This is a genomic window from Rahnella sp. AA (assembly GCF_002834385.1).
In the GTDB taxonomy this organism is placed as follows: domain Bacteria; phylum Pseudomonadota; class Gammaproteobacteria; order Enterobacterales; family Enterobacteriaceae; genus Rahnella.
The window spans coordinates 66,758-90,146 of the sequence record NZ_PITQ01000007.1 but is presented as its reverse complement, the minus strand read 5'-3'; the positions used below and the strand labels follow the sequence as shown (position 1 = coordinate 90,146).

Genomic DNA, 23,389 nt, shown 5'->3' with positions numbered 1-23,389 from the left:
CTAGTGTTTAGCTACCAGGTTTTGCTCTGTCCGACGCGGCCACCAGCGATGGCCAACTGCGGAAAACATTGCCCCCGCCACTACCGCAATTGCCCCGATATAACCAATAAAATTGAGCACGGGTGCAGCAAAAAAGTCAGGCCAGGCAAGTGCCAGTAAATCTGAAAATAGCAGGGTAAACAGCGGAGTCAGCGTCACAATTGCGCTGACCTGAGCAGCCTGCCATCTCGCCATCGCTTCCGCTAAGGCGCCATATCCTACTAAGGTATTCGCGCCGCAAAACAACAAACAGGCAAACTGCCAGCCGCTGAGCTGTGAAAGCACCGCCGGGCTGGCCAGCGGGAGCAATGCGATAGAACATAAAGTGTACAGCAAAAATAAGATTTGCGGTGAAGCCAGTTGGCGCAACAGAACCTTTTGCGCCACACCGTATATCACCCAAACTGTTGCTGCTCCGACGCCAAATATCACCCCTAAGGTGTAATCTGTCAGGCGGGTAAAGATTTCAATCAGGCTGGTATTAAAAAACAATATCAACCCGAAAATTAGCATACTGGCGCCGATGATCTGGGTAATGCGCATCCTTTCTTTCAGGATGATCACACTCGCAAACATCATACCGACCGGCGAAAGCTGGCCAATAACCTGCGAGGCCGTCGGACTAAGGAATTGCAGTGAAGAACTAAAAAGGACAAAGTTCCCCAGCAATCCACACGTGGCGATTAGCACTAAAACCAGCCAGCGTGGGCGACTAAAAATTGTGGTGGGCGGTAATCTGCGCTTAATAGCAAGAATGCAGCCTAAAACAATTGCAGCCAGAGAAAACCGATACCAAACCACAGTAAAGGGATCCATTACCACCAGAACCTGCTTCATGGCGATGGGTAAAGACCCCCAACTCATGGCAGTAATCAGTGCTAACAGAATACCAACAGATGCCTGTGATCTCGTGTCCATATCCCGCCAGAATGGGCTAACCAGAATGTAAAAAGCCCCGCAACGAATTGCGGGGCTTACATCTATTTACTAAGACGCGAAAAACTTATTCAGCTTCGATGCTGATGTACTTACGGTTTTTCGGGCCTTTAACTTCGAACTTGACTTTACCGTCAGCCAAAGCAAACAGAGTGTGGTCCTTGCCGCAACCCACGTTGATACCCGCGTGGAATTTGGTGCCGCGCTGACGAACGATGATGCTGCCTGCCAGTACTGCTTCGCCGCCAAAGCGTTTTACGCCCAGACGTTTAGCTTCTGAATCGCGACCGTTACGTGTGGAGCCGCCAGCCTTTTTGTGTGCCATTGTTCCGCTCTCCTAATCTTAAGCGCTGATGCCGGTGATTTTAACGTCAGTGAACCACTGACGGTGGCCCTGCTGCTTACGATAGTGTTTACGACGACGAAACTTAACGATTTTGACCTTTTCGCCACGACCGTGAGCAACGACTTCAGCTTTGATTACACCGCCAGCAACTAATGGCAGGCCGATGTTGATTTCTTCACCGTTTGCAATCATCAGAACCTGATCGAACTCGATAGCTTCGCCAGTTGCAACGTCCAGCTTCTCCAGGCGAATAGTCTGCCCTTCGCTGACACGGTGTTGTTTACCACCACTTTGGAAAACCGCGTACATATAAAACTCCGCTTTCCGCGCACTCAACTTTGTATAGTCCAGAGGGCGCTATAAATATTCACAATAGGGCGCGAATTCTACGCAAAAAATCAGCATAAGACAAGAGCACAATGACCACAAAAGAAGAAAAAAAGCGCAGTTCTTTCGTTATCATTTATCTACACTGTTTTTCAAGTACAATCCCCATTACAGTTAGCGCCATGTGCCAATGTGAGCCAGACCTCATTGCGGTGAAGAGAACAACAGCCGAAAAAACACAATGAACCTAGAACAGATTATTGATCTTACCCAGGACGACATGGCTGCAGTCAACGCATCCATCCTTGAGCAGTTGAATTCAGAGGTTTCACTCATTAATCAACTGGGATATTACATCATCAGTGGCGGCGGCAAACGTATTCGCCCGATGATAGCAGTACTGGCAGCCAAAGCACTATCCTACGAGGGGGGCAAACACATAAAAGTTGCCGCTCTGATTGAATTTATCCATACCGCCACTTTGTTGCATGATGACGTTGTCGATGAATCTGACATGCGTCGTGGAAAAGCAACAGCTAACGCTGCATTTGGCAACGCGGCCAGTGTGCTGGTCGGTGATTTTATCTACACCCGCGCATTTCAAATGATGACAGATCTGGAATCGCTGCCCGTTCTGGCGCTGATGGCAAAAGCGGTGAATGTCATTGCCGAAGGCGAAGTACAGCAACTGATAAACTGCAACGATCCTGACATTACCGAAGAAAGTTATATGCAGGTGATCTACAGCAAAACAGCGCGCCTGTTTGAAGCGGCAGCGCAATCCTCAGCGATGCTCGCTGGCGGAAACAGCGAGCAAATAACGGCCCTGCAGGATTATGGGCGTTATCTGGGCACGGCGTTTCAACTGATCGATGATTTGCTGGATTATGACGCTGATGGCGAAACTCTGGGCAAAAATACCGGTGATGACCTTGACGAAGGGAAACCGACTTTGCCACTTCTGCATGCAATGCAGCATGGCAATGCGGAACAAACTGCCATGATTCGCAAAGCAATTGAAGAGGGCAACGGGCGCCATTTACTCGAGCCGGTACTGTCAGCGATGCATCAATGGGGCTCACTGGCGTATACGCGCCTGCGTGCCGAAGAAGAAGCGGATAAAGCGATCCAGGCACTTCAGGTGCTTCCGGAATCGGAATACCGTCTGGCACTTGAAGGTCTGGCGCACCTGGCTGTAAAACGCGATTTCTGATGCTTCACTGTCGTACCTGTGCATAACATAACCAGGTACGACAGATGCTTTAAATCTTACGGCTCGTCAGTTTTACGCAATCTGTTTAACAGCTCGGCGACACCTTCGCGCAAGATAAATGAGATCATCGTTTCCCGTTCTGGCTCTTTCATTTGTTTATAACTTTCGATCCAGATCGCCAGAGGATCCTGATGTGATGCATATACATATTCCGCAGACTGCTCATTCATCGTCAGGCCAGCGACCACTTTTCCGGGCAAACTGTCGATATGATATTCCACTGCCCGCCCCTGTACGCCCCGTCTGCGACGCTTAACCCAGCACAACCGCCGAGCCATACCGTGTACACCCTGTGTCGATGTGGGAAGGCCTTCTTTTCCGGTCAGTTCCTTTGCGGCAAACCACTCTTTTTTCATAACGTCCCTTATCTTTCTTAAATAAACTAATAAGAAAAACTATTGTTATATCCATGAGTTAAATTTCTGGTTTCTCCTGACCAGTGAATGTTTATTTAAAAAACATCACTAACATGAGTCATTTATAAAAACGTCTATTAACAGAAAGAAGATATTAAATTTTTCGAAACGAGTCCACTGATGACTTTAAATGCTTCCATGAATTATCTTTATCAACACCTGTATAATTTCATTAAAATCCATTTTTCGGAAAGGCACGCTAAGGCGATAAAAAACAACGCGGCAAAAAAAACAATATTATTGAAAAACAATGCTGTAGCGAGTGAAAAAGCATTTAGCATCGAAAACAAGCATACCAACACATTGAATTTATGCGTTTCTTTTCGCGAATAAATAACTTACCCCAATGACTGCGCTCAAAAAAACAACATATCAATAACGCATTCACTTTAATTACATTCAAAAAAAGTGTTCTGAAATGGCAAAAATAACAAAAAGCAAAAGGAATTTACTTGTTTGTCTAAACCAGAATTTAATTGTATTTTCTAAACCAGAAAAATAAAGGTTTTTCGGAAACACTTATGAGGCGTAAAAAATAAAAAGACGGATATATATTTAAGAATGATAGTTTGTTTAAATCTATTTAAATAAGGAAGCTGTTATGACGACAAGGAAAGAAGACTGGCATCAGGCGGATATCATCGCAGCACTGAGAAAAAAGGGGACAACGCTTGCGGCAGTATCGCGTTCTGCCGGACTAAGCTCGTCAACGCTTTCGAATGCTCTGTCAAGGCCGTGGCCGAAAGGAGAATTGCTCATCGCCAATGCTCTGGGTATCCATCCTTCACTGATCTGGCCAAGCCGGTACTTTGATGCCAAAACATTGCAAGCCATTGAGCGCCACTGTCGCCTGCCTAATGAGAGCCGCAACTCGCAATGAACAGAAAGCAAAAAACCGCCGAAAATCGGCGGTTTTTAATAAAAAGATCAGTTATTGATAAACTGTTCACCCAACTCGATATCCTTACGCAGGATGTCGAGCATTGCATCCAGTGACTGCTGTTCAAAAGCGCTCAGTTTACCGATATCAATAAGTTCTGCGATCCCATTCTTACCTAGCAAAATGGGTTGAGCGAAGAATCTCGCATGGTCGCCTTTGCCTTCAACATAGGAACATTCAACCACATGGCTTTCACCCTGTAATGCACGCACCAGCGAAAGCCCGAAACGTGCAGCAGCCTGCCCCATAGAAAGAGTCGCAGAACCGCCACCCGCTTTAGCTTCAACAACCTCTGTCCCGGCGTTTTGAATACGCTTAGTCAACGCTGCGATTTCGCTTTCAGTGAAAGAAACATCCGGAATCTGGGATAATAGAGGCAAGATAGTCACGCCGGAATGCCCGCCAATGACCGGTACTTCAATATCTTCTGGATGTTTACCTTTAAGCTCAGCCACAAAGGTGTTCGAACGGATAGCATCGAGAGTTGTCACGCCAAACAATTTGTTTTTGTCGTATACACCGGCATTTTTCAAGACTTCTGCAGCAATGGCGACCGTAGTATTCACAGGGTTAGTGATAACCCCGATACAAGCATCCGGGCAAGTTTTAGCGACCTGCTGGATCAAGTTACGCACGATCCCCGCATTCACGTTAAAAAGATCAGAACGATCCATGCCTGGTTTTCGCGCAACACCGGCAGAGATCAGAACTATATCCGCACCAACCAGAGCCGGTGTTGCATCTTCGCCACAGAAACCTTTAATTTTAACGGCCGTAGGAATATGGCTGAGATCGACAGCGACACCCGGAGTAACTGGCGCGATATCATATAATGAGAGTTCGGAACCGGAAGGTAGCTGGGTCTTGAGCAGAAGCGCGAGGGCCTGACCGATACCGCCCGCAGCACCTAGAACTGCAACTTTCATCCTATACTCCTTTTTTATCATTAACTTATAAGTGTCGTGGAATTATTTTGAGTGTGACATTAATCACTTACACTGTTAAAAACAATCGCTCACCTGCACAGAAACTGAGGTTGGTCGTTTAGAAAGTAAAAAAACATCTCCAAAGCGACCATTTCCGGTTTTTTAGGGCTTTTTAACGGAAAGCTACATTATTAAAAGTAGCACTCCAAAACATGCCAGGTTAATAAATGGTTAAATTCAATCCAATGTGAGAGCTGAATCGAGATCATCAGATTTAATGCGGGTTGTGCAATGCAGCTCACAGATAATGCACAATTTTGGCATATTCATTATTTTCTTATTTTAGCTTGTGCACAGATATACCTTGCCGGTTGCATAATTAACAATTTACGGCATGCGACCAGGTTGCATAAAAATTCAAATATCTGCATAATCACCGAAACAAAGATACAGAGACCAGGGTGCAATATGCGTAATCCTGCTAAACAGGAAGATTTAATCAAAGCCTTCAAGGCACTGTTGAAGGAAGAGAAATTCAGCTCTCAGGGCGAAATTGTTGTCGCACTTCAGGATGAAGGTTTCGAAAATATCAATCAGTCAAAAGTATCACGGATGCTGACAAAGTTTGGTGCCGTGCGTACCCGAAACGCGAAGATGGAAATGGTATATTGCCTGCCCGCTGAAATTGGTGTGCCGACAACGACCAGTCCACTGAAGAATCTGGTTCTGGATATTGACTATAACGACGCCGTGGTCGTAATCCGTACCAGTCCGGGCGCCGCACAATTGATCGCACGATTACTCGATTCTCTGGGAAAATCCGAAGGGATCCTCGGGACAATTGCCGGTGATGACACAATATTCACCACCCCTGCCCGCGGTTTTAGCGTCAGACAATTACACGATGCAATTCTCAGTTTGTTTGAACAAGAGTTGTAGAAACGGATATTTTTTTCCTGTTGCAACCACCATTCTGTGCATGAGGTCAGAAGAACAACGTTCCTGACCTCAAATCTGATAAATATCCTGCGTTACACCACATTCCATTCAAATTACTGCGGTCTTATCACTGCTCATCATCACTGTGATTGTTAATTGTCTTCACAAAAAGCCCATTTCCATTACACAAATATTTCCATGATGTGATTCATCGCAAAAATAAGCACAAATCATCAAATTCACTCAACTTATTGATTTTACGTAAAATCAACGTAAAAAGAACACTTTTAACACGATTTTTATTCTTTTTAGTTATAAAAAATACACATAGCCCACAAATAACCACCCAAATAACTATTAGCAAACTATTAATATTCTGAGTGACTAGATGTATACTCATTTCCGTGGTGTGAAGCACCAGTTGTTGGAAACATAATAAAATCGACGAGGTCAAAATAATGAACGTTAAAACTACAATTGCAACATTAAGCATTCTCTCGGCTCTGTCATTCGGCGCTTTTGCAGCACAACCTGTTACTCAGGATCAGGCTGCAAATCTTCAGTCACGCGGGATGATCAGCGTAAGCGGCGTAGCCGGTGCACCTTCTGATATCCGTCAGGCATTGTCTGACAAAGCGGATGCCAAAGGGGCTAAAGCATTTCGTGTCATCGAAGTGCGTGAAGAAGGTAACTACCACGCAACCGCAGAAATTTACCAATAAGCCTGGGTAAATGAAGCGAAGGGGCCTGAAAGATTCAGGCCCGCGCAAAGCGCATCAAGACGGATTTGTCTCTGCCATCATCAATGTTCCCCCACGCTTTTCGCGTTGCCGGACTCAGATATTCCAGAACTGATGAATCCAAATCTCAACCGACGTTGCTCTCTCATTCTTAGCATCAACGTCTATGAAATTAGGAAATTATCATGAAAATCATGACCACTATTGCCGCTCTTAGCCTGCTGTCTGCTGTTTCTTTCGGTGCGTCTGCCGCACAACTGGTTTCTAGTCAGCAGGCAGAAAATCTTCAGCCTATGGGCACTATCAGCGTCAGCGGCGTCAATGGCGTCCCGACAGACATTCGCCAGGAGTTGTCCGATAAAGCCGACAGCAAGGGCGCAAAATCTTATCGTGTGATCGAAGCACATAACGATGGTGCTTATCACGCAACCGCAGAAATCTATCAATAAGATTTCTGAGTCAGTCCCTGATACAAAGCCACTGTTTGAGTACTTGAATTAGCGTTACCGGGTTTCAACAGCCATTTCCCGAAGAGATACAGCGAAAATAAACCACGCTGTTGAGGCTGGGAAGAGAGAAGACATTGCCACTGCTGCTCTCTTGCTAACGTAACCCTCGTCGTCCTGTCCGACGACACCCTTTGGCCCTCAAGTTTTTGAGGGCCTTTTTTTGTCTGCAAATCGTCGCATTGCCAAATCCCAGGCAAAAAAAAGCACAGCCATCGCTGTGCTTTCCGCTTATCCGCTGCGGGTATGACTGTTACTGAGCGGCTTCCGCTTTAGCAGCCAGCGCCGTCAGTAACTTCCCGTGAATGCCACCAAAACCGCCATTACTCATCACCAGAATATGATCGCCTGGCTGCGAAGCCTTGATCACCATATCGACCAGCGAATCGACGTCCGCACTCCAGTGCGCGGGCTGGATGCAGCGCTCTGCCACTTCAGCAACCTGCCACGGAATATGCTGCGGCTGAAGCAGGAACACTTCATCGGCGCGACCGAGGGAAGGCGCCAGTTCATTTTTACTCATGCCCATTTTCATGGTATTTGAGCGCGGTTCGAGAACAGCCAGAATGCGTGCCGTCCCGCCCACTTTGCTGCGCAATGCCGAAAGCGTTGCCAGAATGGCCGTCGGGTGATGCGCAAAATCGTCATACACGCTGACGCCATTTTCCACGCCACGCAGTTCAAGGCGACGGCGGGCATTGATAAAATCGCCCAATGCTTTGCAGGCATCATCTGGTTTAACACCAACATGGCGTGCAGCGGCGATAGCCATCAGCCCGTTATGCATATTGTGTTCGCCCACCAGATTCCAGTTCACCTGACCGACAACGTCGCCATGCAGATAAACGTCAAAAGAGCTGGCGTCTGGTGACAATTTCTTTGCATCCCAGGCGCAATTTTCTGCATCACCGGCAAATTCCTGCTCGCTCCAGCAACCCATGGCCATCACCTGTTTCAGCGGCGTATCGTGCTCCGGCAGGATAATTTTGCCTTTCCCCGGCACAAGGCGCACCAGGTGATGGAACTGCTTCTGAATCGCTTTCAGATCATCAAAGATATCAGCATGATCAAACTCGAGGTTATTGAGAACCAGCGTACGCGGGCTGTAGTGAACGAATTTGGAACGCTTATCAAAGAACGCACAATCATATTCGTCCGCTTCCAGCACCATAAACGGGCTGTTTCCCAGACGCGCAGACACGTCGAAATTTCCAGGTACACCGCCAATCACGTACCCCGGTTCATAGCCACAGGCTTCGAGGATCCAGGTGACCATCCCTGCGGTGGTGGTTTTACCGTGAGTCCCCGCAACAGCGATTACCCAGCGTCCGGGAAGGACATGATCATGCAACCATTGTGGGCCGGACACATAAGGGATCCCTTGTTCCAGCACCGCTTCAACACACGGGTTTCCGCGGGTCATCGCATTGCCGATAATCACCAGATCCGGATGCGGATCCAGTTGTGCGGGATCATAACCCTGAATCAGGTCGATCCCCTGATTCTCCAGCAGCGTACTCATCGGTGGATAAACGTTGTCGTCCGAACCGGTTACCTGATGCCCCTGTGCACGAGCCAGCATCGCCAGCCCGCCCATAAACGTGCCGCAAATCCCAAGAATATGAATGCGCATATATTTTCCATTAATGCCTTTAAGTCAGACGCCATTCTACCGCTCAGAATCCTCCAGAAGAAATGGATTTGCCTATGATTCGTCCATATATTTGGGCTAAACTGCCTTCGCTCTTGTGAAAGTTTTATTAACGTACCGTTATCTATCCTCGATTCAGGGAAAGTGTCATGAAAACGTTAGGCGAATTTATTGTTGAAAAGCAGCAAGATTTTCCACATGCAACCGGTGAACTGACAGCGTTGCTTTCAGCGATAAAACTCGGCGCCAAAATCATTCACCGCGATATCAATAAAGCGGGATTGGTGGATATTCTGGGCACCAGCGGTGCAGAGAATGTGCAGGGCGAAGTGCAGATGAAACTCGATCTGTACGCGAATGAAAAATTAAAAGCAGCCATGAAAGCGCGCGGTGAAATTGCCGGTATCGCGTCAGAAGAAGAAGATGAAATTGTTATTTTCGAGGGTGAACGCGCCGAAAATGCAAAATACGTGATTTTGATGGATCCACTGGATGGTTCCTCAAATATCGACGTTAACGTCTCGGTCGGGACGATTTTCTCGATTTACCGCAGGACTTCCCCGTTGGGCCAGCCCGTAACGGAAGCAGACTTCCTGCAACCGGGGAACCGCCAGGTTGCCGCAGGTTATGTCGTGTATGGTTCATCCACCATGCTCGTGTATACCACCGGCGCGGGCGTTCATGCGTTTACTTACGATCCGTCACTGGGTGTATTCTGTCTGTCCCATGAAAAAGTCTGTTTCCCTAAAAAGGGCAACATGTACTCAATCAATGAAGGCAACTACATCAAATTCCCTCTCGGCGTTAAAAAGTACATTAAGTATTGCCAGGAGCAGGATGAAGCAACACAACGCCCTTACACTTCACGCTATATCGGTTCGCTGGTAGCAGATTTCCACCGTAATCTGCTCAAAGGCGGCATCTACATTTATCCGAGCACCGCCAGCCACCCAAACGGTAAACTGCGTCTGCTGTATGAATGCAATCCGATGGCTTTCCTGGCTGAGCAGGCTGGTGGCAAAGCCAGCGATGGTAAAAACCGAATTCTGGATATCATTCCGCAAAAACTGCACGAACGCGCACCGTTCTTCGTCGGTAACAGCTCAATGGTTGAAGATGCGGAACGTTTTATCGCGAAATTCCCCGATGAATAAACCTGTATCTGACTCAAGAATCATCGAAGAATGAACGTGATACCTCTGTAACTTAGCGTTTCACAAAGGCAAAAAGGTGGCTTTTTAGGGCCACCTTTTTATTGCCTCAAGATTTAAAGCATTAGTAATGTGAAGGCCGGTTCAGTTTGAACACCGCCATACTTTCCGCCAGCAGTTGTGCCTGTTCTTCCAGAGAACGCGTGGCCGCCGTCGCCTGTTCGACCAGCGCCGCATTCTGCTGTGCAACCTGATCCATCTGTGTAATCGCCACATTCACCTGTTCGATACCGTGCGTCTGCTCCGTTGTCGCAATGGAAATTTCACGCATCAGGCTGGTCACCCGCGTCACTTCACTGGAAATTTCCAGCATGGTGTCGGCGGCAGATTTCACCATCACCGAGCCTTCAGAAACCCGGTTTTCAGAATCGACAATCAGCTCTTTAATCTCTTTGGCGGACTGTGCGCTACGTTGTGCCAGGCTTCGCACTTCACCCGCGACCACGGCAAAACCACGCCCCTGTTCACCGGCACGTGCGGCTTCAACAGCTGCATTCAACGCCAGAATATTGGTCTGGAAAGCAATGCCGTCAATGACGGTAATAATGTCGCCAATGCGTTTCGAACTGTCGGTAATACCCTGCATTTTGTCCATCACCTGATTCACGACTTCACTGCCTTTGCCCGCAATAGTCGATACGCTTTGCGCCAGCTGATTAGCCTGTTCAGAATTCGCCGCATTCATGCGTACGGTCGATGTCAGCTGTTCCATGCTCGCCGCCGTTTCCTCCAGCGAAGCGGCAGATTCTTCCGTACGCTGCGCCAGATGGACATTCCCTGCCGCCAGTTCACGGGAGCCTACATCAATCTGATTCCCGGCATCACGGACGCGCCCTACAGAAAGCGCCAGCGAATCCTGCATTTGCTTCATCGCTTTCAGCAACCGCCCCATTTCGTTATTACGAGAGTCATCAATTTCATGCGTCAGATCGCCCTTAGCGATGTGTTCCAGCTGCGCAATCGAGAACTTAAGCGGGTGCATAATGATTTTTTGCAAGGCAAACCAGGCTAAAACAGCGATAACCAGCGCGATGATGAAACTAATGGCAATCACGGTCAGCTGGATGCTCGCATCAGCACGCGCCTGTTCAATACGTTGACTGGTATTGTCCACCGCGTAAGCGCGGAAATCAGCCAGCGCTTTGTCGTAGGCATTGCTGTATGGCGTGATTTTGTTTTCCAGCACGTCGTAATAGCCGTCAGCGCTTTGCGCCTGAAGTGCCGCCAGGAGTGGTACCAAGCCGTTAGCCTTGTACGCATCGTAAGCTTTTTTCACCGCATCCGATAAATCCCTTCCGCGCTGCGTGTCGTCCGGGATACTGGTGAATTTTGCCAGGTCCGTGTCTGCCTGTTTAATATACCCGGCAATCCGGTCGGTGGTGGATTTAGCGTCATCCATCATGCCGATTTCCAGCTGGCGAACAGCAACACCGCTGGCGACACGGGTCCGCAGTGAGAAACTGTAACTGTCGGCCAGCGAACCCAGTTCGTCCCCCTGAAGCTGGTTAATTTTTTGCAGCGAAGTCGCACTTTGCCGGATGGCATTAGCACCCAGGATACTAACCAGCAACAAAATCAACGTCATCACGACCAGTAAGCCGATCAGACCGGCTTTTACGCTCAACTTATTCAACATACGGTGTTATCCAGCTATTCAGGTGAAAAGGAGAAACTGCGAATGAGGTAGGGATCAGGTTTGCCTGATTTTTTATATGAATATTGTTATCGGCAATCCACTGAATCTCTTGATAAGAAAAGTAAAAACAGGCAGTTACACGGAAAAGTGACGGATGTGTAAACTTTACTGCCAATTCTGAAGATTTTGCCGATCCCCAACAGCAGGTCGTGCCGGAAAATACGCAAACGCGATACGACGAAAAGGGCGGGAAATCACGGGAGAGTTGGCTATAATGTGCGGCACTCTATTCCTGGTTCAATGAAGGAAACCAACAATGAGCTTACTGAACGTGCCGGCAGGCAAAGAACTGCCAGAAGATATCTACGTAGTTATCGAAATCCCGGCAAACGCGGATCCTATCAAATACGAAGTTGATAAAGACACCGGCGCACTGTTCGTAGACCGTTTCATGTCTACCGCAATGTTCTACCCTGCGAACTACGGTTACATCAACCACACGCTGTCTCTGGACGGTGACCCGGTTGACGTACTGGTTCCAACGCCATACCCGCTGCAACCAGGTTCTGTGATCCGCTGCCGTCCGGTTGGCGTTCTGAAAATGACTGACGAATCTGGCGAAGATGCGAAAGTTGTTGCAGTTCCGCACACTAAACTGAGCAAAGAATACGATCACATCAAAGATGTGAACGACCTGCCAGAACTGCTGCGCGGCCAGATCACTCACTTCTTCGAGCAATACAAAGCGCTGGAAAAAGGCAAATGGGTGAAAGTTGACGGTTGGGCTGATGCTGCTGCTGCAAAAGCTGAAATCGTGAGCTCTTTCGAGCGCGCTAAAAACAAGTAATTGTTTTCTGCGGCACGAAAAAAAACACCGTCCACTGGACGGTGTTTTTTTATGTATAACACATTGCCTGGTAACGACTATATTTCTGACAACCCTGCTCAGATTATTCGTTAACCGGTTCGTTACGCTTCACCCAGTCGCCACCCTCAATTCTCGGCACACCATCCAGTGAGCGAATATAGAGATAAATCCAGGCGCTGCCATAAGGTGTCGAAATCAGCTCACGACGGTAATCTTTCGTATTACTTTTCAGTTCATCCAACTCAGCCATGATTGACGAGTTAATGCGGTAAACTTCGCAATAAACCTTTCCTTCCCCTGGAATTACAGCAGGGTAATGCCCCAGATTATACAGAGCATATCCTTCCAGCTCATGGTCACCCAGCCATTGAGCATTCGTCATCCAATGACTGTTGCCTTGCTTGCGTCGTAAACTGCCGTAAACAATTATTCGCATGTTTATATTCGTATAGTAAAAGTCACATGAGTTAAAACTCAAACTGATAGAGCAAATCTAATGCCTGATCGATGCCCGATACAGCCTGCAGGTAGAGCTTAGGCATCAACCGATAGCGCAGAGTCAGAGTCGCCAGTGAGTCGAATATCCCGACGCCATATTTCACCTGTAACCCCGGTAAAACATAACCACTGACCACCACCTGAGAACTGTCCCCAACGCCCTGAGTATCCAGCGCCAGGTTGCTGACACCGAATGCCTCGCCGATTTTACCCACAAGTTTACCACTTTGCGCAACCCCTAACCCGATAAGAGCTGAGGTCATTGCACCACTGTCACCACCGGAATTATCTAATCCCTGCCCGCGAAGCAGGTAGGACAAGGCTTCCTGCTGCGACATTGCCGGATCTGAGAATATTTCAAGTTTAGGTGCATCGGCCTCGCCGGTGACGCGTAAACCGGCCACAACGTCATTTTCTGTCGCCTCCGGGTTACGGATCGCTTCCAGATTCAGTAACGGCTGGTCTGCCGGACCGGAGAATAACAACTGCCCTTTACGCACAATCAGATCCTGCCCATAGGCGTGGAAACGTCCGGACGGAATATTGATTTGCCCGTTCAGTCCCAAACCACGACTGTCCTGCGCGACCTTCAGCGCGCCTTCCAGCCGGGCTTTCAGGCCGAAAGCATCAAGGCGTACATCCTTACCGATATTCACCATCAGATTGCTGTTGATCGGGATGGATGTACTTGCTGGCGCGATCGGCTGGCGCTGATCATTCAGCATGACTTCGTCCGACGATACCCCGACAGCGCTCTCCGGCAATTCCTGCACCGTAATCCGTGCCCACGGAATATCAACAGTACCGTTGAGCGAGAACAATTGCGGTGTGGCATCAAACACTAAATCTGGTGAAACGTCCAGACGCACCATCGGCGGCACCGAAACCCGCACGCGATCGCCACGCGCCGCAATGCGTGCACGCCATGCGTTAATGACACTCCAGTCGGCATTCCCGTTCAGTGCCAGCTGGCCCTGAGCGGTTTTGATGACGCCTTCCATAATCGACGACATACCGTTGAAATTGATATTGATATTGGCATCCGTGATATCGAACGGCATAAACTGCCCGTCGAAATCCACGCCGGTCAGCGCCAGCTTGCCGAAGACCTGCGGTTTCTGCGCATCACCGCCGAGGCGAAGATTGGCATTCAGGATACCGGAAGCTTTCTCGCCATCCATCAGTGCAGGTTGCAGCAATGCCATTGAAATACGGGCAATATTTACATTCCCGCTGAGATTACGTTTCCCCTGCGGATCGGCGATCTGGATATTGCCGTCCAGTTGCCCGTTGTTGGCAATTTTGATCAGCCAGTCGAGATTTGCCCGGCCATTGTTTAGCCCGGCATTCAGGTTCAGCGTGTCGAACGCCACCGGCAACGGATTTCCCTGCACCAGTTGCTGCACTTTCACACCTTTGCCCACCAGCGAAACACTGGCCTGCGGCAGGCTGCTTTCGGCTTTCCAGCTCACGTCAGCTTTGCCGCTGAACGTTCCGCTCAGTTGCGTATCATCGGTGAGGAAGGGTTTGAGCATGGCCAGATCAAAACGGTTAAGCACCACGCTGGCCTGCCCGCTGGCACCGGCATCGATGGTTTTCGGCACGCATAAATCTGCATTCGGGTTCTGCCAGCAATGTGGCCCGACGGTAATTCGTTGCTCTTTATTGAAATAATCCAGTGCGATAGAACGGTTGAGACGCCACTGCCCGACCGGCGTATCAAACGACGTATTATTGATATTGCCTTTCCATTCTTCGGTTGCGCGGTCAAAACTGCCGGTCAGCGCCAGACGGCCGGATACCGGTTTGCCATCCACCTTCAGCGTCAGCTGATGCTGATTTTCGTTGCCTTTGGCTTCCAGATTGATATCTGAAATATCCAGCGCATCCTGTTTAAGCTGCTGAACACGCACCGCAAGGTTACCCTGAATCTGGTCGGTGGAACTGACGTCGCCCTTCACATCCACGCGGCGCACCGTCAGCGCCTGCCATTTCAGGCCGGTAGCGGTCAGGTCGGCCAGCAGCTTCGGCGCTTTCAGGTCACCGCGCAGTTGCAGCATTCCTTTCACTACGCCACCCAACCCCGGTAGTGCGCCATCGAGATGCGGCGCATCCACTTTGGCGTCCAGATTCCAGGTGTCGCTGAGCTTGCCTTTCACGTCCAGATTGTTGCGGCCCAGTTCAAGATGCAGTTGCGGAATATCCCACTGACCGTAGCTGTTTCCGCGCACATTGCCTTGCGCTTTGACGGCGTTTTGTTTGACGTTACCGGTCAGGTCCAGCACCGGAACCTGCATCTGCCACGTACCGCCGTACAGGCTGCCGCGCGTGGTAATTTTTCCCTGCAACTTCGCTGGCCAGTCCGGCCACTGTCTGGCGGTGTTAATTCCCGTCAGTTTCAGTTCGCTGTTCCAGCTGATCGCTTTGCTCCAGTCGACCACGCCGGTCAGATCCGTATTCCCTTCCAGCGCCGCCAGACGCAGCAACGTCAGTTTGAATTGCTCCACGTTCCCTTTACCGTCGACGGTCAGCGTGGCGGGCGGTATCTGATCGCCTTTGAAATCAGAACGCAGCGAAAGCGCATAATCCGTCGCTTTGCCGCTGAAATTCAGTTTGAAGCCTTTCACCTGATACTGCGGCGTGCCGGTCAGCGGCCACTGCAACGCATCGCTGCTGAGTTTCAGATCCAGCGGCAGTCCGGCTTCCGCCAGCTGAGTCTGTAACGCCAGCTGAGCACGTACCGGGCCGGAAAGATTCAGCCCGACATCGAGCTTATCGCGCAGTCCCCCGGCGATTTTGAGTTTGATTTTCTCGCCTTTAAGCGGATCGAGATTGACGGCGGTATTGACCGTCATGTCCACCGGCCAGTTTTGATTCAGCGTCGCCTGCCCGATGCCGTCCAGCGAACCCTGTGGCGAACGTACCTGCAATTTATCAAGCTTAACGATTTGATTTTGCGTACTGGCCTTCAGCTCAAAACGGGTAATCAGTACATCGGTGTCACCAGTCAGACGCAGGTTTTCACCCAGGATCTGCTGAATATCCAGATCGACCGGTAAACGGAAATCAGGCAATTCAGGCAGCAGCGGTTTGGCAAACAGCTCCTGTAAGGTTTCACCGAGTGGCTTTTCAGGTACGACTACGGCCGGTTCAGCGGGTTTCCCGGTAGCCTTTTCGACCGCTTTGTCCTGCGCCGCCTGAACCACTTCGGGTAACGGATTGACCGGCGTTTTCGGCAAGGCAATCAGCAACCCGCCGATGTGCGTTGGCATCAGCTGAATCGACCGCCCTTCCCAGTGCGCGCCGGTGCGGAATGACGCCAGAGAAATCGCCCGGTCATCGAGCGTCACGTTGATATTATCCAGCGTCAGCACGCGCAACGTAATCGGATACGGCGTGCTGAGATTGGTCAGCGGCTCCCCGCTTTCCGGCACAGGTTGAGCCGCAGGCGTCATCTCTTTGGTATTAACGACCACATTGACATCTTTCACGCGAAGCGCGTTAACACAGAGCGCGCTGTTTTTCAGGCAAGAGAAATCGAGCGAAAGATGGAATTCCCCCGCTTTCACGTCAACACCCGGCATTTCGTAATGCACGCCTTTAAGCGTCAGATCACGCCATCCGCCTTCGGTGCTGGCGATATTCAGCCCCGGCACAAAACGGTTCGCGCCGTTGATCATCAGATGCAGGCCTGTTTGCGTACCGACTAAAAACGCCAGGAGGCTGACGATCAGCAACAGGAAAATCAGGAAACCCAGGCAGATTTTCTTAAATAAACTCATAATTCCGGACCTAAACCGATATAAAACTGCAATCCATGCTCATCTTTGTCGCCGACAGGTGCGGCCACATCTAATTTCACCGGGCCGATCGGTGAAGCCCAGCGCACGCCTACGCCCGCACCGGTTTTGAAATCGCTTTGCGTAATGTCATTCACCGCTTCACCGGAGTCGACAAACACCGCGCCCCACCACTTTCCGGTCACGTTGTACTGATATTCCACAGAACCGGTGCCGAGATAAGAGGCCCCCGTCAGCTTGCCTTCATCATCACGGGGGGAAATCGATTTGTATTTATAGCCACGGATGCTTCGATCACCACCCGCGAAGAAGCGCAGGGAAGGAGGCACCCGCTCAAAGTCATTCGTTTCAATCCAGCCCAGATTGCCGCGAAAAACGAAACGATGCTTTTCCGCCAGCGTGCGGATCCAGACGTTTTGCGCCTGAACCACGGCAAAATCGACATCCGAACCCCAGGTGGTATCAGAGACATCCAGAGAATAGCGCTGTGAATCGCCCCAGGTCGGCATCAGGCCACCGCGCTGACGTGTACGGTTGAGGCTGACACCCGGATAAATCAGCATCGTGGTGTTGGTGACACTGCCTTGTGTAAAGTGGTCGAGACTCCAGCGCAGGTTAATCGCGTGCTGCCAGCCGCTCGAGAGATCCCAGTAGCGCGATGCCGTTACCAGCGTTGAGTCTGATTTAGTGTCATTCAGGTCTTCACGCTTAAATCCGCCTTGCAGCAGATAGTATTGTTCAAGTGGCGATTTCAGCAGCGGGATCTTATACGAGAAGTCCAGGGACTGTTCTGGCGCAGACAGCGTTGTCGAGGTTTCAAAGCTTTGCCCGCGATCGTTAACCCAAGGTTTTTTCCAGTTTGCCGTTACACGAGGCCCGACGTCTGTCGAATAGCCCAAACCGGTTTCGATGGTATTTTCCGTACGCGGCGTCACCACGGCAGTCAGTGGCAATGTTTTCGTCGTTTTGGCATCAGTAAAATCTGGTGACACAACAACAGAGTTAAACCATCCGGTGGCAGACAGGCGGCGGTTAAGCTCAGCCAGCTGCGCCGATGTGTAAAAATCACCCTGATGGAATGGCACCAGATTTTGCAGATATTCTTCACGGATCTGCGAGCCCTGATAATGAACGTCGCCAAAGCGGTAGCGTTCGCCACTATCGAACTGAATATCCCAGAAGGCTTTATGTTCGTCTTCGATGACACCAAGCTGACTTTTACGCATATTCGCATCAAAGTAACCTTTGCGCAGCGCAATACCCGTCAGCGAGCTTTTGAAATTGTCATAGGTACCGTGATTTAAAATCGTACCTACAGCAGGAACGTCGGTTTCTTTCAGTTTTTCAAATTCGTTATCTTTAGATGCCTGACCCTCAATGACGACGTGAGTACCCGCAATTTTAACCGGCGTACCGGGCGTCACTTTGGCAATCAGCACTGGCCTGCCGGGCGGCGGTGTTTCGCGGTAATCAAAATCAATGGTCGGGGAATAATAACCCAGGGGCCGCAACCCTTGTTCAATAGCGGTACTCACGCGCGCGCGGAACCGTCCGTTAGCCCCAACTTCGTCACTTTGAATAGAAGATAAACGAACGCGCACGTTCTTTTCTAACTCGCCATCCAGGCCTTCCAGCTGCAAACGCACTTTCGCTGCCATGGAAAGTGAGGGGGCCAGCAGTACAAATAACAAACCCAGTTCACGATATCGTGGCACACGCACTCCTGCTAAATTTTACTGTCCTGTTAAAATATCCGATGCTTGCCGGAGAATATCCGCTCGTCTTTGGCAGATTCATCTTTCTAAAGTCTGATGAAAACATTTTAGTGCTAATCCCCTGAAAATGTTCAACGACACAGCAACGCTCCCCGTATTGTGTGCAAAGACGCAATCAGATACAACTAACACTGATCTCTTGGTCACCGTTATTCACCAAGACCTTTTGTTACAAACCTTGTTTATTAAAGCAACAACTGGAGTTTTCCGTGGTGCAACTTTCCGATAAAACGCAGTCCGTAAATCAAGAAGATGCGTTACCTGGCCGTATAACCCCGATGCCTGTCGCGACCACTCATGCAGTGAATGGCCATTCTATGACTCATGTTCCAGACAATATGGATGTTGCCATTTTCGCGATGGGTTGTTTCTGGGGCGTCGAGCGTCTGTTCTTGCAGCAGGATGGGGTTTACAGCACAGCAGCCGGTTATAGCGGCGGTTTTACCCCTAATCCGACATACCGGGAAGTCTGCACCGGTCAGACCGGTCACGCTGAAGTCGTCCGCGTCGTGTTTGATCCCGTCGTTATCAGCTATGCGAAGCTGTTGCAGATTTTCTGGGAGAATCATGACCCCGCCCAGGGTATGCGCCAGGGTGGCGATATCGGCACGCAGTATCGTTCTGCGTTATATGTCCTGAGTGCAGAACAACAGGATCAGGCGCTGGCCAGTCTGGCGAGTTTCCAGCAAGCCATGGATGATGCGAAAGATAAGCGTGTCATTACCACGGAAATCACTGAAGCCCTGCCGTTCTATTATGCAGAAGACGATCATCAGCAATATCTGTATAAAAACCCTGAGGGTTACTGCGGATTAGGTGGAATTGGCGTTTGCCTGCCGCCGCAATAATGCGGAATTTTTAAGCGCTGGCGGCAGTCTCAGTGCTGCTGCTATACTATGCGGGTCACAAATGTGGCCCTTTAAAACTATTTCTGGCAATTATCTTTGTTTTTTCAATTTTAATGCTTTTTTCTTCTGAACCGCTTTTTAATGGTTACTCCGGTTTTTATTAAAAAGATGTTCGTTTAAGCAACAAAAATAATGAGTGCCTTTCCCTGCCGGTTCATCCCGGTGTTAAACGGATAGATTATGTTAAACAGTATTTTACTGATTCTTTTACTCATCGCGATCAGTGCCTTTTTCTCGCTGTCTGAGATATCGCTGGCCGCTTCCCGCAAAATCAAACTTAAACAGTTGGCAGACGAAGGAGACGTCAATGCCGCACGCGTAATGAAATTACAGGAAACCCCTGGCCTGTTCTTTACTGTGGTGCAGATTGGCCTGAATGCCGTCGCTATCCTCGGTGGTATCGTCGGTGATGCCGCGTTCTCCCCCGCTTTCCAGACTTTCTTTGTTCGCTTTATGTCGCCTGAACTGGCGGATCAAATCAGTTTCATCTGCTCATTCGCACTGGTCACCAGCCTCTTTATTCTGTTTGCTGACCTTACGCCGAAGCGCATCGGTATGATTTCACCTGAGTCGGTTGCCGTCCGTATAGTCAACCCGATGCGTTTCTGTCTGATGATTTGCCGCCCGATGGTCTGGTTCTTTAACGGCATGGCGAACATGATTTTCCGCCTGTTCAAACTGCCGATGGTGCGTAATGACGACATTACGACCGACGACATTTATGCCGTGTTTGAGGCCGGTGCACTGGCAGGCGTACTGCGTAAACAGGAACATGAACTGATTGAAAACGTGTTTGAGCTCGAATCACGTACCGTTCCTTCGTCCATGACCTCGCGTGAAAGCGTGATCTATTTTGACCTGCGCGAAAGCGAAGAAAGCATCAAAGAGAAAATCGCCACGCACCCGCATTCCAAGTTTCTGGTCTGCGATGGTCATATCGATCAGGTCGTCGGCTACGTCGACTCCAAAGATTTACTGAACCGCGTGCTGGGTAATCAGAGCCTGATGCTGAGCAGCGGCGTGCAAATCCGCAATGCGCTGATTGTGCCCGATACCCTGACGCTCTCCGAAGCGCTGGAAAGCTTCAAAGCGGCGGGCGAAGACTTTGCGGTGATCCTCAACGAATACGCGCTGGTGGTAGGCATTATCACGCTCAATGACGTGATGACGACACTGATGGGCGACCTTGTCGGCCAGGGTATGGAAGAACAGATCGTGGCGCGTGATGAGCATTCATGGCTGATTGAAGGCGGTACGCCAATTGAAGACGTGATGCGAGTGTTGCATATCGAAGAATTCCCGCAGTCTGGCAACTACGAAACCATTGGTGGTTTCATGATGTTCATGCTGCGTAAAATTCCAAAGCGTACAGATTTTGTAAAATTTGCCGGTTATAAATTCGAAGTTGTGGATATCGACAGCTACAAAATTGATCAGCTCCTGGTCACAAGAATTATCGATCAGCCTGCTGCGCCGCTGCTGCCTAAAACACCGCAGGAAATGAAAGAAGAGAAAGAAGCGCAGGCGTAATAAAAGAATACCCGGATCCCGGAAACACTAACGGCCTCATCAGAGGCCGTTTTTTTGCGCATGCATCAGAAGACGCGCGGGGCGTTAACCCATTTCCGCCTGCAGGGATGTCACCTGGCGGTTAACTTCAGACATCACACTAAAGTGACGCTTATCACGAATCTTTGGCAACAAAATCTTGCCCTGGTCGAACTCAAATGCACCGACATCTTTGATGTATAAACGTCCGCGAAACAGCGTCTTGACGTACTTAGCGACTTTCATCGGGTTGTAGCGTTGGAAGATTCTCATTTTTTTACTTTTCTCCGTTAAATCACTGCATGCGCCGGCCACGTCGCAAGGCGACAGATACCGGGACAGAAAAAGTTGTTTGCAGTGAACAGACCTATAACATAGCAGGGCAGTCGGGTATTTCCAGTATATTTAACTGCTTTTACATTGCTTTTCAGTATTGTCCTAAGTCTTGACGTTCACACACAGTATAACCCTTCATTGTGTGTATTTTTTGTAACGCGCAACACATTATTAACATTTCAACAGGACAGACCACTTAAGCGATCCTATGATTGGCAGGTCTGTTCTTTTGCGCCCCGGAGAATCTATGCTTCTTAGAAGTCTGCTTGTGATCACTTTTATGACATTTTCACTTTTTGCGTCTGCTCATAATTTCACTGTCGGGCAACGTGTTGCCCCTGTTGGTGTTGACGATAAAGGTGAGCTTAACGACGTCAATGACCAGTTCAGCTACAGCAAATGGAACAGCGCGAGGCTGCCAGGCAAAGTCCGCATCGTGCAGCACATGGCGGGGAGAAGCAGTGCTAAAGCGCTCAATGAACCGCTGATCACTGCCATCCGCGCAGCCAGCTTGCCGCACGACCGATACCAGACCACCACTATCGTTAACACTGACGACGCAATCATCGGCACAGGCCTGTTCGTGCGTAAAAGCATTGAAAGTGGCAAACGTGAATTTCCGTGGTCACAGGTGATAGTCGACAGCAACGGCGTGGTGAAAAAAGCGTGGGAGTTACAACCCGAAAGTTCAGCAGTTATCGTGCTCGATAAAAATGGCGTAGTGAAATTTGCCAAAGACGGGCAACTGACGCCGCAGGAAGTGCAACAGGTAATTACACTGGTTGATCAGCTGGTCAAAGAGTAATGAGAAAAACCCCGGCCTGAACCGGGGTCTTAACGTCAGAAGAGAGAAACCCGGAAGCCCGGATTGAGAAAAGATTCACGCGGCGTATAGGCCAGCGTCTGCCCTTTCCAGTCATGCACCTGCGCACCTGCGGCCAGCGCCACGGCGTGCCCGGCACCGGTATCCCAGATATTGGTCGGCCCGAAGCGCGGATAAAGCTGCGCAGAACCTTCAGCCACCAGGCAGAATTTCAGCGATGAACCGATTGCCACGGTCTGATGCTCACCTAACTGTGCCAGATAATCCTGCAATTCAGGGTCATTGCTGAAATGTGAGCGGCTGACCACCACCAGTGGCGGATGGGCTTCTTTCACTTCGATCTGCTGGCGTTCACCCTGATCTTCTTTCCACGCCTTGCCTTCTGCGGCGCTGTACATCACTTTGGTTACCGGAACATACACCACGCCCAGCACCGGAACGCCATCTTCGATCAGCGCGATATTGACGGTGAATTCACCGTTACGCTTCAGGAATTCTTTGGTACCGTCCAGCGGATCGACCAGCCAGTAACGCGTCCAGGTCTGACGCTCACTCCAGCTTTGCGGATCTTCTTCCGACAGCATCGGCGTCTGCGGATCCAGCTTTTGCAAACCGGCCTTAATCACGTTATGCGCGGCAATATCAGCTGCCGTGACCGGTGAATCGTCTTTTTTATGACGCGCATCGAGCGGCTGCTCTCCGTCATACACCGCCATAATGGCGTCGCCCGCCTCGCGTGCTAACTGACAAATTTGCTCTAACATCTTTTACCTCAGTACTTTGATTCTCATTTCTAAAGCCTAGTTTTTTTTGCCCTGAATAGCTATCACGTAATGTGCATGCGTCATAAAGTTGTTACATCTCACATTTATTTATGACAACTGATTACATTATCAGCGAATTTTGAGATACCTATCCGGTTTTTCTTTTCCGGGTATTACCCCTTT

22 protein-coding genes are annotated in these 23,389 nt (G+C 49.6%); 10 read left to right on the top strand and 12 right to left on the bottom strand.

The genetic code is table 11. From position 1 onward, the window contains the following. From CWS43_RS17170 to rplU, 3 genes are all read right to left on the bottom strand, one after another. Positions 1 to 957, bottom strand: coding sequence for a DMT family transporter (locus CWS43_RS17170; protein ID WP_101078312.1), 957 nt, complete (start codon positions 955 to 957; stop codon positions 1 to 3). Positions 958 to 1,042: 85 nt separating this feature from the next. Beyond that, entirely contained in the window at positions 1,043 to 1,300 is a 258-nt protein-coding gene (gene rpmA / locus CWS43_RS17165; protein WP_013573805.1) for a 50S ribosomal protein L27, read from the bottom strand. Positions 1,301 to 1,318: 18 nt separating this feature from the next. After that, positions 1,319 to 1,630, bottom strand: a complete 312-nt coding sequence (gene rplU / locus CWS43_RS17160; protein ID WP_013573804.1) for a 50S ribosomal protein L21 — start codon at positions 1,628 to 1,630, stop codon at positions 1,319 to 1,321. Between the two features lie 259 nt (positions 1,631 to 1,889). Here rplU and ispB point away from each other — a divergent pair, with 259 nt between their 5' ends. Continuing rightward, entirely contained in the window at positions 1,890 to 2,861 is a 972-nt protein-coding gene (gene ispB, locus CWS43_RS17155) for an octaprenyl diphosphate synthase (RefSeq protein WP_101078311.1), read from the top strand. 56 nt (positions 2,862 to 2,917) lie between these two features. Here the strand turns inward: ispB and CWS43_RS17150 are convergent, their stop codons facing one another. Next, positions 2,918 to 3,277 carry a DNA-binding protein gene (locus CWS43_RS17150; protein WP_101078310.1) on the bottom strand — a complete coding sequence of 120 codons (360 nt, stop codon included), beginning with the start codon at positions 3,275 to 3,277 and terminating at the stop codon, positions 2,918 to 2,920. A 661-nt stretch (positions 3,278 to 3,938) separates the two neighbouring features. On the opposite strand from CWS43_RS17150, the gene CWS43_RS17140 reads away from it, so the two are divergent. Next, entirely contained in the window at positions 3,939 to 4,217 is a 279-nt protein-coding gene (locus CWS43_RS17140; protein WP_101078308.1) for a helix-turn-helix transcriptional regulator, read from the top strand. 47 nt (positions 4,218 to 4,264) lie between these two features. Here CWS43_RS17140 and mdh read toward each other — a convergent pair whose 3' ends face one another. Next, positions 4,265 to 5,203, bottom strand: a complete 939-nt coding sequence (gene mdh / locus CWS43_RS17135) for a malate dehydrogenase (RefSeq protein ID WP_101078307.1) — start codon at positions 5,201 to 5,203, stop codon at positions 4,265 to 4,267. Positions 5,204 to 5,671: 468 nt separating this feature from the next. Between mdh and argR the strand changes: the two genes are divergently transcribed. From argR to yhcN (CWS43_RS17120), 3 genes are all read left to right on the top strand, one after another. Then, positions 5,672 to 6,142: a transcriptional regulator ArgR gene (gene argR, locus CWS43_RS17130; protein ID WP_101078306.1), complete on the top strand. Its 471-nt coding sequence runs from the start codon at positions 5,672 to 5,674 to the stop codon at positions 6,140 to 6,142. A gap of 458 nt (positions 6,143 to 6,600) precedes the next feature. Continuing rightward, a complete protein-coding gene (gene yhcN / locus CWS43_RS17125; RefSeq protein ID WP_101078305.1) occupies positions 6,601 to 6,864 on the top strand; it encodes a peroxide/acid stress response protein YhcN in 264 nt (87 codons plus the stop codon). A 203-nt stretch (positions 6,865 to 7,067) separates the two neighbouring features. Beyond that, a complete protein-coding gene (yhcN, locus tag CWS43_RS17120; RefSeq protein WP_101078304.1) occupies positions 7,068 to 7,331 on the top strand; it encodes a peroxide/acid stress response protein YhcN in 264 nt (87 codons plus the stop codon). A 310-nt stretch (positions 7,332 to 7,641) separates the two neighbouring features. Here yhcN (CWS43_RS17120) and mpl read toward each other — a convergent pair whose 3' ends face one another. Then, positions 7,642 to 9,021, bottom strand: coding sequence for a UDP-N-acetylmuramate:L-alanyl-gamma-D-glutamyl-meso-diaminopimelate ligase (gene mpl / locus CWS43_RS17115; protein WP_101078303.1), 1,380 nt, complete (start codon positions 9,019 to 9,021; stop codon positions 7,642 to 7,644). Between the two features lie 167 nt (positions 9,022 to 9,188). On the opposite strand from mpl, the gene fbp reads away from it, so the two are divergent. Next, on the top strand, positions 9,189 to 10,193 hold the full coding sequence (fbp, locus tag CWS43_RS17110; RefSeq protein WP_101078302.1) for a class 1 fructose-bisphosphatase: 1,005 nt from the start codon (positions 9,189 to 9,191) through the stop codon (positions 10,191 to 10,193). 121 nt (positions 10,194 to 10,314) lie between these two features. Here fbp and CWS43_RS17105 read toward each other — a convergent pair whose 3' ends face one another. Next, positions 10,315 to 11,886 (bottom strand): methyl-accepting chemotaxis protein, encoded by a 1,572-nt coding sequence (locus tag CWS43_RS17105; protein ID WP_101078301.1) that lies wholly within the window; start codon positions 11,884 to 11,886, stop codon positions 10,315 to 10,317. A 316-nt stretch (positions 11,887 to 12,202) separates the two neighbouring features. On the opposite strand from CWS43_RS17105, the gene ppa reads away from it, so the two are divergent. Further along, positions 12,203 to 12,733, top strand: a complete 531-nt coding sequence (gene ppa / locus CWS43_RS17100) for an inorganic diphosphatase (RefSeq protein ID WP_101078300.1) — start codon at positions 12,203 to 12,205, stop codon at positions 12,731 to 12,733. Between the two features lie 103 nt (positions 12,734 to 12,836). Here ppa and CWS43_RS17095 read toward each other — a convergent pair whose 3' ends face one another. Genes CWS43_RS17095 through CWS43_RS17085 form a run of 3 tightly spaced genes read right to left on the bottom strand, consistent with a single transcriptional unit; the run spans position 12,837 to position 18,710 of the window. Beyond that, entirely contained in the window at positions 12,837 to 13,190 is a 354-nt protein-coding gene (locus tag CWS43_RS17095) for a gamma-glutamylcyclotransferase (RefSeq protein ID WP_101078299.1), read from the bottom strand. A gap of 31 nt (positions 13,191 to 13,221) precedes the next feature. Further along, on the bottom strand, positions 13,222 to 17,034 hold the full coding sequence (locus CWS43_RS17090) for a translocation/assembly module TamB domain-containing protein (RefSeq protein ID WP_101078298.1): 3,813 nt from the start codon (positions 17,032 to 17,034) through the stop codon (positions 13,222 to 13,224). Then, positions 17,031 to 18,710: an autotransporter assembly complex family protein gene (locus tag CWS43_RS17085; protein ID WP_369825889.1), complete on the bottom strand. Its 1,680-nt coding sequence runs from the start codon at positions 18,708 to 18,710 to the stop codon at positions 17,031 to 17,033. Before CWS43_RS17085 ends, CWS43_RS17090 begins: the two co-directional genes overlap by 4 nt. Positions 18,711 to 19,039: 329 nt before the next feature. On the opposite strand from CWS43_RS17085, the gene msrA reads away from it, so the two are divergent. After that, on the top strand, positions 19,040 to 19,675 hold the full coding sequence (gene msrA, locus CWS43_RS17080; protein ID WP_101078515.1) for a peptide-methionine (S)-S-oxide reductase MsrA: 636 nt from the start codon (positions 19,040 to 19,042) through the stop codon (positions 19,673 to 19,675). Between the two features lie 240 nt (positions 19,676 to 19,915). Next, positions 19,916 to 21,265: a hemolysin family protein gene (locus CWS43_RS17075; protein ID WP_101078297.1), complete on the top strand. Its 1,350-nt coding sequence runs from the start codon at positions 19,916 to 19,918 to the stop codon at positions 21,263 to 21,265. Positions 21,266 to 21,349: 84 nt separating this feature from the next. Here CWS43_RS17075 and CWS43_RS17070 read toward each other — a convergent pair whose 3' ends face one another. After that, a complete protein-coding gene (locus CWS43_RS17070; RefSeq protein ID WP_101078296.1) occupies positions 21,350 to 21,556 on the bottom strand; it encodes a DUF1107 domain-containing protein in 207 nt (68 codons plus the stop codon). 310 nt (positions 21,557 to 21,866) lie between these two features. Between CWS43_RS17070 and CWS43_RS17065 the strand changes: the two genes are divergently transcribed. Continuing rightward, complete coding sequence (locus CWS43_RS17065; RefSeq protein ID WP_101078295.1) at positions 21,867 to 22,424, top strand: YtfJ family protein; 558 nt, start codon at positions 21,867 to 21,869, stop codon at positions 22,422 to 22,424. Between the two features lie 35 nt (positions 22,425 to 22,459). On the opposite strand, the gene cysQ is transcribed toward CWS43_RS17065, so the two are convergent. Next, the gene (gene cysQ, locus CWS43_RS17060) at positions 22,460 to 23,206 is read right to left on the bottom strand and encodes a 3'(2'),5'-bisphosphate nucleotidase CysQ (protein WP_101078294.1); all 747 of its coding nucleotides are present in this window, start codon (positions 23,204 to 23,206) and stop codon (positions 22,460 to 22,462) included. Positions 23,207 to 23,389: the final 183 nt, after the last annotated feature.